The organism is Listeria weihenstephanensis, from assembly GCF_003534205.1.
Lineage (GTDB): Bacteria > Bacillota > Bacilli > Lactobacillales > Listeriaceae > Listeria_A > Listeria_A weihenstephanensis.
In genome coordinates, this window is sequence record NZ_CP011102.1 from 3,351,562 (window position 1) to 3,365,475 (window position 13,914).

Here is a 13,914-nt window from a genome sequence, read left to right on the forward strand (position 1 = left end):
TTTTAGTTAACTGCTACTTCAACTTCTAAAGCAAGTCCAACGGCGTCATAGCCTAGAACGGTTACTTTTGCTGTTGGGTCTTTAATTTTGTCCTTCGCATAGTAAGTGTACGTGCCATCTGCTGCTACTGGGACTTTGCTGTATGTTGTATCGCCTACTTTAATAGCAACATATTTAATACCGCCTGTAAACGTACCTGTGATATTTCTTGTTGTACCGATCGTGAAGGCATCTGCTTCCATTGTTGGTGCTACGCCTGGATCGATTGTAACGCCTTTTTCTGCAACAACAACGCCTGATGAGTCGTAAGCTAGAACCGTTATAACATCGTCTTTACTTGTTACTTTATCTTTGATGTAGTAAGTGTACGTGCCATCTGCATTAACAGGGACTTTGCCATACTCTGTGTCATTGACTTTAACAGCCACATATTTCACTGTTCCTGTATATGTTCCTGTCGTATCGCCTGTACCTAACAAGTATGTGCTTGTTGTTAGTGTAGACCCGCCCTCAGGTGTGATAGTTACTGGTGCTTCTGCAATTTTTGTGCCTGTGCTGTCATAGCCAATGATAGAAACGGCTGTGGTCGCATCTTTAATCTTATCTTTTGCATAGTACTGCCAGTTAGTGCCATCTACCACGGCTACTTTACTGTAAACAGTATCGCCAACTTTAAGCGCTACATATTTCACGCTTCCAGTGAAAGTACCTTTAACATTTGTATCTGTTTTAAGTTTGAAAGCGACTGGTACGATCGTGCTTGCTCCTGCTGGATTTTGAGTCACATTTAATGTTTTCGTGTCTACTAATATACCCGCAGCGTTGTATGCTCTGACAAGAACAACATCTGTTGGGCTCAAAATTTTACCTTTTGCGTAATACTGCCATGTTGTACCATCAATCACGCCAACTTTTGCTGATTCTACACCATTTACAACAAGGGAAACAGTTTTCACATTACCTGTGAATGTACCTTTGACATAAGAATCGGTAGAGATTGCAAAGTTACTTGGGTTAATCGTGATTGCGCCAACCAAGCTTTCTGGTCCAGCAACAGATACGTCTTTTGTATCAATGATAGTACCTTCTGAGTTGTAACCAATCATTTTAACTACGTCTGATGCGTTTTTAATCTTGTCTTTTGCGTAATATTGAAGAGCGCCTGATCCTGTTACTGCCACGGCTGGATATACCGTTCCATTAACCGAAATTGCTACTTTTGTAACAGAACCTGTATATGTTCCTGTCACATAGCTATCCGCACTAACAATGAATCCTTTTGGTGTTACTGTGCCTTTTAGTAGCTCGCCGTCTTTCAATGTTACTTTAGCACGTGATAATTCTTTACCTGCTGAGTCTAGAGCAACAATGTACGCGTCTTGTGTTGTCGCTGTAATTTTGTCTTTCGCATAATACGTGAAGTTCCCACTTACTGGAACTGTTGTATACTTCGTGTCGCCAACTTGTAGATATACTTTCGTTGCATCACCAGAAACGGTTGCTTTAACAGTTGTATCATACCCTACATAATATGGTGCAGTGACTACGACTGTTCCTGCTGTTACGGAAACAACTGTAACTGTGATTGTTTTTGTTGTTGTGTTTTTATCTGAATCTGTTACGCTGTATTCCACAGTGTATGTTCCAGCTTTTGTTGTATCTACTGTGTTTGTGATAACTTTGATACTTGATGTTAAGTTACCGTCTTCTTTATCAGTCGCTGTTACGCCTGTTAATGCGTCGAACGTGTCGCCTACATTGATTGTTTTATCAGTCGCTGTAATCACTGGTTTTTCGTTCGTGTTGACTGTTACTGTGATTGTTTTTGTTGTTTTGTTACCGTCTGAATCTGTTACAGAGTACTCAACAGAATATACGCCTGCTTTTGTTGTATCTACTGTGTTTGTTACGACTTTGATGTCTGCTGTTAAGTTGCCATCTTCTTTGTCAGTCGCTGTTACGCCTGTTAATGCGTTGAACGTGTCACCAACTTTGATTGTTTTATCAGTCGCTGTGATCACTGGTTTGTCGTTCGTGTTAACAGTCACTTTGATTGTTTTTGTTGTTTTGTTACCGTCTGAATCTGTTACAGAGTACTCAACAGAATATACGCCTGCTTTTGTTGTATCTACTGTGTTTGTTACGACTTTGATGTCTGCTGTTAAGTTGCCATCTTCTTTGTCAGTCGCTGTTACGCCTGTTAATGCGTTGAACGTGTCACCAACTTTGATTGTTTTGTCGCTTGCTATAATGACTGGTTTTTCGTTAGATTTAACTACGACAGATGTTGGATCACTTGGTAGACCATTTTTGCCTGCTTGTGTTACATCAATAACTGCGTCTGCTTTTTGAGCTGGAATTGTTATTGCAAATTTACCATCTACGTCTGCTACGCCTGTTGCTGTTGTTCCATCAGGAAGTTTTACTGTTACTGTGTTTCCTGGAACTGCTTCACCATTCAGTGTTGTATCGCCTGCTTTGATAGGAGAAACTGTTGGTACTGCTGGAACTGAAGTGTCTTCTTGTACTTTTGTTGTAACACGTGAGCTGTCATTGACACCATTTGTTTGGTAAGTTTGAATGTTTTGATCTTTCGCTAGTGTTGTTCCTGCTGGTACGTCAACTGTCCAGTTACCATCTTTATCAACCGTTGTTTTAGCTGTTTTACCGTCTGGGAATGTTACAACGATATCGTCGCCTGCAACACCTGTTCCTGAAACAGTTGTAGCATTTTCAAAAATTGGTGATACTACTGGGCGGTCAACAATGCTTGAACCTTCTGTTGATACACGTGAGTAATCGAAAAGGCTGAAACCATCGATATTTTCACCTGTCGCTAAACCACTGTAATAATCTACTGTTGTAGTTCCAACTTTATAGATTAATGGAATTCTAACATTATCGATAGTGTTCCATTCGCTTCCTGTTGCTTTAGACCAATCTGCTGCATGATCCCAAGCGTATACTTTAGCCATGTTGTTCATTTCAATACGTGATTGGTAAGCTACATTACTGCTAGAATAACCACGAACGATATGTCCTGCTACGGCTCTGTTATTTTGACGGAAGTCGATATATTTTGGTGAATTAAGGACTAATTTCGAGCTTTGTGCTCCTGTTAAGTCGAATAACATTGTTGATGTGTTTGAAAGTGTTTCTATATAAGCCATGGTATTTTTATTGAATGTAACAACACCGTTAGCTTTAATCGCTGGGTAGTTTCCTTGTCCAGATGCTGCACGGATGTTAGCTTTTGAGTTTTCTGCAAAGGTGATTGAACCTGATGTTTTAATACCATAATCGGAAGACTCAATTTTAACAAGTGAGTTATTTCCTACGTTAAATGTAGCTGCTGCACTACCTTCTTGAATTACGCCAGCTCCAGCATTTAGATATAGGTTAGAGTCTACGCCTAATTTAACTGATCCACCGTAGAGAGTGTGGATTGCATGGCTGTTCAATGCTGTGATTGAAAGTGTGTTGTTATCGCCAAATGTTGTATCTTTATATGTGTAGATACCATCATGATTTGGAGAAATGATTGTCATGTTTACATTTTTACCTGTAGAAATACCTTCACCACTTGTGTTGGTTGTTTCAAGGCCGTTTGTGTATGCTTTGATGTATGCTGTGGAATTATCGCCGAACTTGATTCCACCTGCATTAACGCCGTCGCCACTTGAAGAAGTGATGTTTGATGATGTGTTAGCACCAAAGTCAATGCGTGAAGTACCAGATGCATAGATAGCATCGCTCTTAGCTTTAATAGCTATTTCTGTGTTATCTCCAAAGATGATAGGTCCGCCAGAGTAAATACCGTAACTAACGCCAGAATCGATATCAATTTTAACGCGGTCTTCTGGTTGTGGATTTTGGTTAGATACTGAACCAAAGCGGATTGTTGCTGCTCCTGCTGAGTAAATACCTCTATCATGTGTTCTTAATTTTAAAGAAGAACGATCGCCAAATGTAATTGTTGCGTTCCCGTAAATACCACTGCCGTTATCACTAACTACGTCGATATCTGCGTCTTTACCTACAACGATAGAAGCTCCAGTGTTGTACGCGTAAATTGCAGTACCAGTACCAGTTGCTTTAACTTTCACATTGTCACCGATTGTGATGTTACCAGAAACATAAATACCGTTACCGATATCGCCTGATGCTAGTGTCAAATCTGCGCCATTTTTAACTACTAATGTTGCAGCTTTTAATGTACCGTATTTAGATGCTGATTTAATAACTGTGTTTTCACCAACTACAAGAGCACTATTTGATACATCAAATGCATAGCCTTTGTTTGACATCATATTGATTATTGCATTGTCACCAATGTTTACTGATCCAGAAGAACGAACTTTAACCGCTGTTTCCAATGCTTCTAATTGATCGATTTGCGTGTTGTCAGCAATTTCAAGACTATCAACGTCCATACCTTGACGTTCAGCATTGACTAAACGGTTGTTTTTCCCAGCGATAGAAAGTGAAAGTTTACCAGTTCCGCCCATAATCATACCGCGAATTTCAACGCTATCAATAATGTTTACTGTTGGTGCCGCTGTAGATGTAAAACCTGTAAAAATACCTTTTGTTCCTACGTTTGTCATGATTAAGTCTTCTAAATCAACAATAGAATTAGATTTCATGATAACTTGGAAAGACGCAGCACTAATTGTATGTCCGTTACCTTCAATACGCATGTTGCTGTTTACTGTTACGTTACTTGCTAATTGGAAATCCCCAGTAATTTCAATGACATTTACAGTTCCTGATTCTGCCGCCGCTTTAAACTCAGCGAATGTTGAAACTTGTTGTCTTTTTTCTGTTACACCGCCATCAAGTGCTAATGTAGCGCCAAGTGGAGCGTATTTTTGTGCTACGACTGCTGCGCTTGGAGCTTCTTTTTCAGTAGTTGCGCTTCCTGCTGCTTCTGCTGCATGTGATCCTGTTGGTAATACTGTGATTATTTGACTTGCAACTACTGTAGCGATTAACGCTGTTTTAGCCGCCTTTTTAAGTGTCTTCATAGATAGGACGTTAATTGGTCCCTTTTGTTGTAATTTCATGTTTATGTTTCTCCTTCTTATGTTTCTTTTTTTTTTGTAAAATGCCTGCCTATCATCGAACGATTATGGGTTCACACGATAAACACCTCCTTACATTCAAAATATTTATGACTGAATATTGCGATTTGTGCGTATGCTTTTAATGACAATACTTTTGTCATCGACGCTAATTTGACCTTCCTGCATCATTTTCTTAAGTTGTTTTGGTATAAAATTGCGATCCACATTACAATACGCTCCAATAAGTTTGGTATTGATCACAGATGGTATTTCAACACCTTCATCCACCGAAACTCCTAGCTTATTTGCAATATCATAAAGTGAGTTCACGAAGCGCTCTTCACGGCCTAGCATCAATTGCATGTAACGTTCATACAAATCGTATAATTGTTCAGTCATTAAATTAGCGAAATATTCCATGAATGATGGTCTATTTGCCAAATAATTCAGCAAGTATTCCATATCAATCTTCGTTGCTCTAAGCCCCGTTAATGTTGTTGCTTGCGTCATAACAACACTTTCGTTTTTTCTGAAAAATGATTCCAATCCAATAATATCTCCATCTGTTAGAAAGGATATGACTGGCTTCAGTGAATCTTTCATTGTCTGAGTTGTGATTGAAATCCCAGAGTTTATAATGTATAGTGCATTATTTGTCTTACCTGGTGCGATAATCTGTTGCCCTTTATCAAAAGTAACTTCTTGTACTAAATTATCACCATATGCATTCGTCTGTAGCTCTTTTATAATCCCGTCTAAACTTGTATCACTTGAAATATACACCAATTATGACTCCTCCTTTCTAACATCTTGAATAGTCACGAAAGATTACATTTATTAATTTAACACGTTCTTGTTTTCCATATTTCAACTATGGTGCAGATATCCAAAAAAGTTGTGAATCTTTTATGTCTTTTCATCCTGACCCAACTTCGACTTACAAAAGCGGGTCCACTTCAATAATCTTGTTGTTATTTGTAGTGTAACATCTTATTCTTTTGGATTTCACAACACAGTTGCAACTACACAAGCTATCTGTGAATTTTTTGTGACTGCTGCAAATTTTAAATTAATAGAAGTTTTTCATTATGCCCTCTCTTGAGTACATTCAAAGTATAATACTTTACTTCTACATTTTTTCCTAAAAATTAGGTTTCTTTTTGTATTGATAGGACAAACATGGCCTAACTAAGTCGTATCAATATGTTCCACTACATGTACTTTTTTAAAAAAATATACTTCTAGAAGAACATTTTTTCGAGATTAAGCGTCATCTGGGTAAATAACTTCCGCCCCCTTTCTAAAATTTTATGTAAATGCAGTATTACAGGCCATATTTCTAGCTTAACATGGGAAATTTTATTGGTTTTATATATATATGCACTTCTCGATTTTGAAATTCGACTAATTTGTGAATCTTTTGTCGTGGCTGGTCAAAAAAGCGTAAAAAGAGCAGAGAAGGGTATTATTAAATAGAATTCGTAGAAAGGACGGTAGATTTGTATGCAATTTTTGGATGAAAAAGAACTACGCGAAGTTGATATTATCCGCTTGCTCGGGAAGGAACGAAAATACTGGCAAATATCAGAACTCGCCACTACGCTCAATTATAGTACCAGCATTATTTACAACGCGCTTGATGACATAAAATTATATCTAGCTGAAAATGCTCCCAATACTCAGCTAATTGTTAAAAAATCTACCGGCGCCTTTCTAGACAAACCCGATAGCATTTCCTTAGACGCTATCATTGAAAAATATATGACTACATCTATGGCTTATATTATATTAGACAGTACATTTAATTATCCACATCTGCGCGCACGCCAATTTTATGAACAACATTTGCTTACGAAAAGCACCTTTTATTTGAGGTTGAAATATATAGAAAACAGCCTCCATACCGTTAACCTAAATATAGAAACAAACCCAATGAGAATCACTGGGCCTGAGATTTGGATTAGAGAATGCTATTATAATTTATATTGGCGGACATATAGAGGAAGGATTTGGCCGTTTCGCTCGATTTCTAGAGAGGTTTTACTGTACCAACTCAATGAATTTTTACGGAATAGCCGAATATCCATGAATGCCGTCGAAAAAGAGCAATTGCTTTACCGGTTAGCTGTGAGGTACATGCGCCACGCTCAGAAACGTTATACGGCGGATATGCCTTTACAAAATTGTGTGCCTCCGCAAGTGGTGGATTTTATTAAAAAACACGGTGTGGCCTTGATGAACAGCGTCCCTGAACAGTATAGAGAACTTGAGGAAAAGTATCTAACTATTTCTATTAGTAATCTTTTATACGCCAAAACGCGAAGTTTAAGGGCGACCAAACTCATTGAGTGGCACAGGGAAAAGCAGACCCTTCCTTATAAAATCGCGGCAGCTTTCCTTGAGGAGTTCGCCATAAAGTATCCAGATATAGTAATAGAAGAAAATGATCATTTGTGGCTCGATCTAATTAATGTTAATTTTTACGGCTTATCTCTGCCACATCTGTATATATACCGCGATTTACGGAAGCAAGCTGACTATTTCAAAGTAGAGAATCCCGCACTATGGGCGAATTTAGAAGTGATAATAACAAAACTATTCAATCCTGAAAATTTCCAGCAATTCGCGGCACCAGACATTTATTTTTGTTATAAATACATGGTCCTGATTGTTGAAAAGTTTGCCATGAAAAAATACGAGCCAAAACTAGAAATTGCACTGGTTACAAGTCAAGATAATGCGATTCTAAATAAATTAAAATCCCAGATTCTTCGCAAGTTGAATTTGAATATCGAGATAAATATTGAAAGTATCCCGAAAAATGTGGATCTTATCGTTACAGAAACCACAACTGTGACTACGAATCTTGATCTTGCCTTTGTTTGGAATTTCCCACCTACGCAGAATGACTGGATGCGTTTGGAGGAGCGGTTGAGTGGGATTCGGGATGGGAGATTGGAGGGGTGAGGCAGCCTGGCTTTGCGGTTGATTATGTATAGCTGTAACAACAGTCGCTGAAGGTTTACTTGCTCGCTTCGCTCTCATGCATATTGGGGCTGTAACTCTCTTTGTTCAAACACGCCACTGGGGGATTACATGCTCGCTCTGCTCTCATGCATATTGGGGCTGTAACTCTCTTTGTTCGTAACAGCCCCAACAAAAAGAACCAGCTAGGGGGGAGCTGGTTCAAAAAAGGAGTTATAAGGACTGAGGCAATTAGAAAAAGGGGGGTAAAACTAATTGCTGTCCTGTTTACATTCTCTATATTACAGTGCATCGATGAAAATTCACCGGGGTTTTCATGAGAATTCTATGAAACTTTCATTTTTTATGTTATATCATACTTAATCGTTCCTTCTCTCGTTATATCTGTGATTTCTAGCTGTACAATTTGGGTCATACTCTCAATTTGGCCGATTTTTTTAATGATAATTGCGCTGTCTGTATTCAAATAGGAAAGCACGATATCCTTGGTCATATTTTTTTCTGTAACAGGGATCTCAATTCGGTCTATCTCACCGCTTTCCAATTGCTTTATATTCGTCGTATCTTGCTGTCCTTCTATGTACACGAAAACTTTCTGCGTTAATTTGTTCTGCGACTTATTGATAACACTCATTTCTAACGCCATGTTACTCCAACTCCTTCTATATAATAACTCACTAAACTGCCGCCATCATGATTTGCCACATACATCTTATTATCTATCCCTATCAAAATCCCCCCAGATTCCCATTATCTCAAAGTAAACGCAAAAAAACCAGCCGGGGAAGCTGGTCAAAAAAGGGAGTTTGTTAAAGGGACACCACAATTAGAAAAAGGGGAGTAAAACTAATTGCTGTCCTTGCTTTACACTCTTTATAATACAGGCCTTCGATGAAAGTTTTGCGGGGATTTCATGAGAATTATATTAGAATTCAAGTATTTGTCCTAATGGCAAGGGATGCGCGTCTGTGTTGTGGCCAACTGCTGGGGTTTTCAGCAAAAATTTATCGTATCGTTTCGCGTATTCCTGCACCATCTCCACTACTTCATCACTTCGTCCCAGCTCGTCCATTTCTGAAAAGGTTCCCAATATAACGCCACTTGCTTCTTTTAAATAGCCGATTTGATCTAGTTGCGCGAGATAAGTCGCGATTTTATTACGATCCCCGCTCATCGCTTCGAGTAGAATAATTTTCCCCGTCGGACTAGGAAGATACTCCGTTCCTGCAAGTTTCAACAAACACCGAATATTTCCGCCAATAATCTCGCCTGACATCTTCGTGCCCGTTCGTATTATTTCATACGGAATTATCGTTTTTTTCCCTTTCAAAAAGGTGTTTTCGAACTGGCGTAACTGCAATTCCGACTCATTTCCCGCCAAATGAAGTAATTGATAGTTATAACCTAAAATACCCGTTTTCGCATAAATCGCGTTCAAAACAACCGTTAAATCACTGTATCCGATAAACGGTTTATTCGCCGCTTTAATGACCTCAAAATCAAGATATGGCAAGATTTCATTCGCTAAATCGCCACCAGAAATATCGAAAATCGCCTTGATTTCTGGATTTCGATACATATTTAAGAGGGCTTCCGCGCGCTGTTGCGGCATTCTATTTTCTGTTTCAAAAATTGTTGTCGCTCGAATCAGGCTCAAACCAAAATTCTTGGCAAGCAATTCCTCCACACGATCTATATCTTTTTCTTGCTCTCGCTTTCGCCCATTAGAACAGCCCACCAAGCCAATCATATCTCCATTTTGCAACATAAGCCGCACCTCCACTCACCTCTAGTTTAGCATACAAAAACACCAACCCTGGTTAGTCAGGATTGGCGTTTTCTAAGAGAGGTATGAAAAAAGGTGAGAAACAATGCAACTACTCTAAAAGGGAGTTAAAAAGTAATTGTTGTTGTCTACAAAATCTATATTACAGGACAGTCATGAATTTTCTAAGATGAAAATGTGAAATTTTTGTTAATAAAGTAGTTTCTTATACAACGCTAAAATTTCTTCGGCATTTGTTTAGCTACATCAAGTAAATTCGTTATTTTATTTATAAATTTGAACCCCATTAAAGCACTATCCGTCACAGTAAACACCTTGTTAAAACCTGATTTTCTCAATTGCACTAGTACCAAAATAAGTTCAATATTCAAAGCGCAGATTATTTTAACAAGTAGAATCCTGCGATTGGTAACAATTTTTAAAAGATAAAAATGCGACACCGCTTTACTGAGAAAAAAGTCAATTTTCAGTTCATAATATAAAATTGGGCTTGAAAATCCAGTTTTTCATGTTAAAATATAATCACAATAACAAAAATTATTAGATTGGGAGTTAACAGATGTGAAAAAAATTCTTAATGAAACCTTCTCTTTATTTAGTATGATATTGTTAGTACTAATCATATGGACAACCTTCAACCAGAACGGTGATATATTCTATACAGGAAGATTTTATATACTGGCATTATTCGTAGTAATTGTTCTCGGCAGATATATATTAACTAAAACTGGGCGTTTAATGAGTCTTACACCTAAAGCGAACCTACTAACAAGAGTGATTGAGGAAGAAGGTTTCATCGTATTTGGTATATTCTTTTTAGTTTTAACTGTGGTATCATGTTTTACTAATGATGCCTCTCTCATTTATAAAAATCGGCTCTTATTAATAATATTCCTCTTAGTAAATACCACTGGAATATACATGAGTGGTCGAAAAAAATTTAAAACCGACTAAAATGAACTATCAAAACCACTCAAAATTGGATTCTATAGTAAATGTTGGGGTAGAAATTAATCTGCCACAACATTTTTTTGTTCCCGTTTCAAGATAAAAAATACACGGTAATATCAACATCCTTTAAAATAAAAGTGACGAAATCCAATCCAAGGGAGAGATATCACCATGCAAAACCATTTACCATACAATTTATTGGTTTAGAAAATAAAAACACGATTTTAGCTAAGGTAAGAAATATTGCAACTCCTCTAAAAGGAGTTATAAACTAATCGCTATTATCTATATTACAGGATAGGCGTGATGGATATTTTTGTTAATAAAGTAATTTCTTATACAACGCTAGAATTTCTTCCGTATTTGTTGGCCTTGGATTCCCGCCAGTACACACATCGGCTAGGGCATCTTTGGCAAGCGACTCTAAATCTTGCTCTTTCACGCCAACTTCGCTTAATGAACTCGGGATTCCGACGTCTTTGGAAAGATCAGAAACCGCTCTAACAGCTGCTTTTCGTGCTTCATCAAGCGACATGGATTCTGTGCCAACAACACCCATGGCTTGGGCGATATCGCGATATTTTTCGCCTGTATGTGCAGCATTATACTCCATAACGGTTGGCAAGATAATCGCGTTCGCAACTCCATGAGGCGTGTCGTACCAGGCCCCGAGCGGATGCGCCATCCCATGCACCAGACCTAATCCAACATTTGAGAATCCCATTCCTGCAATATACTGCCCCAATGCCATTTTTTCGCGTCCAGCTGCGTCACCATTTACCGATGAACGAAGCGATCCCGCGATGATTTTAATCGCTTTTAAGTGTAGCATATCGGTGAGTTCCCAAGCTGCGTTCGTGATATAGCCTTCGATAGCGTGCGTCAAAGCGTCCATACCCGTTGCGGCACACAGTGATTTTGGCATCGACATCATCATATCGCTATCCACAAATGCCACCAGCGGAATATCGTGCGGGTCCACACAAACAAATTTGCGTTGCCGCTCCTCATCCGTGATCACATAGTTTATCGTCACTTCCGCCGCCGTTCCCGAAGTCGTAGGCACTGCAAAAATTGGAACGCTAGGTTTCGTCGTATTTGCCTCACCCTCTAGGCTCCGCACATCGCTAAATGTTGGATTCGTCGCAATAATCCCAATCGCTTTTGCCGTATCAATCGGGGAGCCACCGCCAATCGCGATGATATAATCCGCGCCTGACTGTTGAAACGCAACGAGCCCAGTCTTCACAACCGCGATCGTCGGATTTGGAATCGAGCCATCAAAAACCACATAAGGCAACTGCCCCGCATCCAATAACGCCGTCACTTTTTGCACAATTCCATGCTCAACCAAAGCCTTATCCGTCACGATAAATGCTTTTTGAAAAGCCGATTTTCGGACCTCATCCGTGATTTTCCCTATCGCACCAGCGCCAAAATAAGAAGTTTGGTTCAAAATCATTCTGTTAACCATTGAATTGTTCCTCCTCGATTATACTGTTCTCCTCTGGGCCATAACGCTCTTCCTCGATCTCTTTTAGCGTTTTACCTCGCGTTTCAGGCGCTAAAATAAGTCCAATAATTAAGTGAATGACCAAGAATGCGATCATCACCATACCCGCCGCTTTAAATCCTAGGAACGTAATCATAGCTGGCACGACTAGTGAAATCAAACCAACGCCGACACGCACTAATCCAAACATCATGCCTTGCACTTTTGCCCGATATTGCGTTTTGAAAAGTTCGCCAGCCCATAATCCGTAAAACGCTTGCGCTCCAAAACCAGCCGCAACACCCCACAAAATAATGAATAGCAACAGTTCCGTCATTCCCATCGAACCAAACGTCAAGATAATCCACGCCAGAATTCCCATGACGGCGCCAATCCCAAATAACAGCTTGCGGTTCATCTTATCGCCCAATTTAATGAAGACAAAGTAAGTCGAAAGAATCGTGAATACCCACAGTGTTCCTTGCAACAAGTTCGCGTGCGCCGAGGTCAATCCGCCAACCACTTGATAAATATACGGCATGAAATAACCCATGACGCCTGCAACTAAATTCCAGAAAAAGTAGATACCGAGCACGAGCGTAATCGCTTTTCGGTTCGCCTTAATCGTAAATAACTCCTTAATCGAGACTTTTTTACCCACATTCTCAGCTTTTGCATCCTCTTTCTTCTGATCTTCCCAAACTGTTGATTCATTGATTTGCTGCTGTAAAACCCACGTGATTAGAGCGATTACAAACAGCATTCCGAAAATAATTCGACTTCCCATCAAGCCAAGTGGCGCCATTAATACCGCCAAAAATAGCATCACAGCAGGCCCTACCGACCAAGCCAACTGCCCATATCCAACATGTGCTGCCCGATCTTTTGCTGGTGCTTCCTCCGCGATGTACGTCCAAGCCGCTGGAATCGCTGCTCCGACCGCTATCCCCGTGATAATATACCCTGTCAATAACATACCGAAATTCATTGATAGCGCTATCAAAAGCACACCAATCATATACACAATTAAATCATATTTATAGATAAACTTCCGTCCATATTTATCAACCAAAGCCCCACCAATAAAGGCACCAACTGCCGATCCAAACCCGTTCGCACTAACCGCGCCAAGCAAACCAACAGACGCATCCGATAGATTCAAATAATTCACCCATAACGTTAGTCCTCCAGCAGCAGCAACGATCGATCCAGCCTCCAGAAAATTCGACATCGACACAGTAAGAGTGGCTTTTAAACTTCCTTTACCTGCATTCGCCATACTTTTTCCTCCTTTTTATGTTACGCAAGATAAAAAACAGATGTTAAATTTTTCGAAACTGGGCTGTTGTCATCATTCGTTTCCATCAATGGCTCCATATACGCCCACCATTTTTTGCAAATTTCAGTCGATGCTATTTTGTCATATTTTTCTCTATTTTCTACTTCTAAGTACGCGAACAAAACGTGTGTATTATCATCCATGAAAATCGAATAATTCTGCGCGCCGTGTTCCTTCAGGACTTGCTCCATTTCTGGCCATAAATCATCGTGCCTCGCCTTGTATTCCTCCGCAAAACCGTCTTTTAAGTACATAATCGATGCTATTCTTTCCATGTTGCGACTCCTCCTATTAT

8 protein-coding genes are annotated in these 13,914 nt (G+C 39.4%); 1 reads left to right on the plus strand and 7 read right to left on the minus strand.

The annotated features are described in order from the left end of the window. Positions 1-2 precede the first annotated feature (2 nt). Together UE46_RS15965 and UE46_RS15970 are read right to left on the minus strand one after the other, a co-directional pair. The gene (locus tag UE46_RS15965) at positions 3-5,066 is read right to left on the minus strand and encodes an immunoglobulin-like domain-containing protein (protein ID WP_118907777.1); all 5,064 of its coding nucleotides are present in this window, start codon (positions 5,064-5,066) and stop codon (positions 3-5) included. A gap of 105 nt (positions 5,067-5,171) precedes the next feature. Next, positions 5,172-5,849: a Crp/Fnr family transcriptional regulator gene (locus UE46_RS15970; RefSeq protein WP_233231025.1), complete on the minus strand. Its 678-nt coding sequence runs from the start codon at positions 5,847-5,849 to the stop codon at positions 5,172-5,174. A 720-nt stretch (positions 5,850-6,569) separates the two neighbouring features. Between UE46_RS15970 and UE46_RS15975 the strand changes: the two genes are divergently transcribed. Next, positions 6,570-8,033: a helix-turn-helix domain-containing protein gene (locus UE46_RS15975; protein ID WP_036060939.1), complete on the plus strand. Its 1,464-nt coding sequence runs from the start codon at positions 6,570-6,572 to the stop codon at positions 8,031-8,033. A 361-nt stretch (positions 8,034-8,394) separates the two neighbouring features. Here the strand turns inward: UE46_RS15975 and UE46_RS15980 are convergent, their stop codons facing one another. From UE46_RS15980 to rhaM, 5 genes are all read right to left on the minus strand, one after another. Further along, complete coding sequence (locus UE46_RS15980; RefSeq protein WP_118907779.1) at positions 8,395-8,697, minus strand: hypothetical protein; 303 nt, start codon at positions 8,695-8,697, stop codon at positions 8,395-8,397. A gap of 279 nt (positions 8,698-8,976) precedes the next feature. Continuing rightward, positions 8,977-9,819, minus strand: a complete 843-nt coding sequence (locus tag UE46_RS15985; RefSeq protein ID WP_036060943.1) for an LD-carboxypeptidase — start codon at positions 9,817-9,819, stop codon at positions 8,977-8,979. A gap of 1,288 nt (positions 9,820-11,107) precedes the next feature. Next, the gene (gene fucO, locus UE46_RS15990; protein ID WP_036060945.1) at positions 11,108-12,262 is read right to left on the minus strand and encodes a lactaldehyde reductase; all 1,155 of its coding nucleotides are present in this window, start codon (positions 12,260-12,262) and stop codon (positions 11,108-11,110) included. After that, positions 12,255-13,559, minus strand: a complete 1,305-nt coding sequence (locus tag UE46_RS15995; protein ID WP_036060947.1) for an MFS transporter — start codon at positions 13,557-13,559, stop codon at positions 12,255-12,257. Before UE46_RS15995 ends, fucO begins: the two co-directional genes overlap by 8 nt. A 20-nt stretch (positions 13,560-13,579) precedes the next feature. Beyond that, a complete protein-coding gene (gene rhaM, locus UE46_RS16000) occupies positions 13,580-13,894 on the minus strand; it encodes an L-rhamnose mutarotase (RefSeq protein WP_036060948.1) in 315 nt (104 codons plus the stop codon). Positions 13,895-13,914 lie beyond the last annotated feature (20 nt).

Bases quoted from the DNA above. Each gene is read 5' to 3' on its own strand.
- UE46_RS15965 (WP_118907777.1), bottom strand. From the start codon at position 5,066: ATGAAATTACAACAAAAGGGACCAATTAACGTCCTATCTATGAAGACA.
- UE46_RS15975 (WP_036060939.1), top strand. From the start codon at position 6,570: ATGCAATTTTTGGATGAAAAAGAACTACGCGAAGTTGATATTATCCGC.
- UE46_RS15980 (WP_118907779.1), bottom strand. From the start codon at position 8,697: ATGGCGTTAGAAATGAGTGTTATCAATAAGTCGCAGAACAAATTAACG.
- UE46_RS15985 (WP_036060943.1), bottom strand. From the start codon at position 9,819: ATGTTGCAAAATGGAGATATGATTGGCTTGGTGGGCTGTTCTAATGGG.
- fucO (WP_036060945.1), bottom strand. From the start codon at position 12,262: ATGGTTAACAGAATGATTTTGAACCAAACTTCTTATTTTGGCGCTGGT.
- UE46_RS15995 (WP_036060947.1), bottom strand. From the start codon at position 13,559: ATGGCGAATGCAGGTAAAGGAAGTTTAAAAGCCACTCTTACTGTGTCG.
- rhaM (WP_036060948.1), bottom strand. From the start codon at position 13,894: ATGGAAAGAATAGCATCGATTATGTACTTAAAAGACGGTTTTGCGGAG.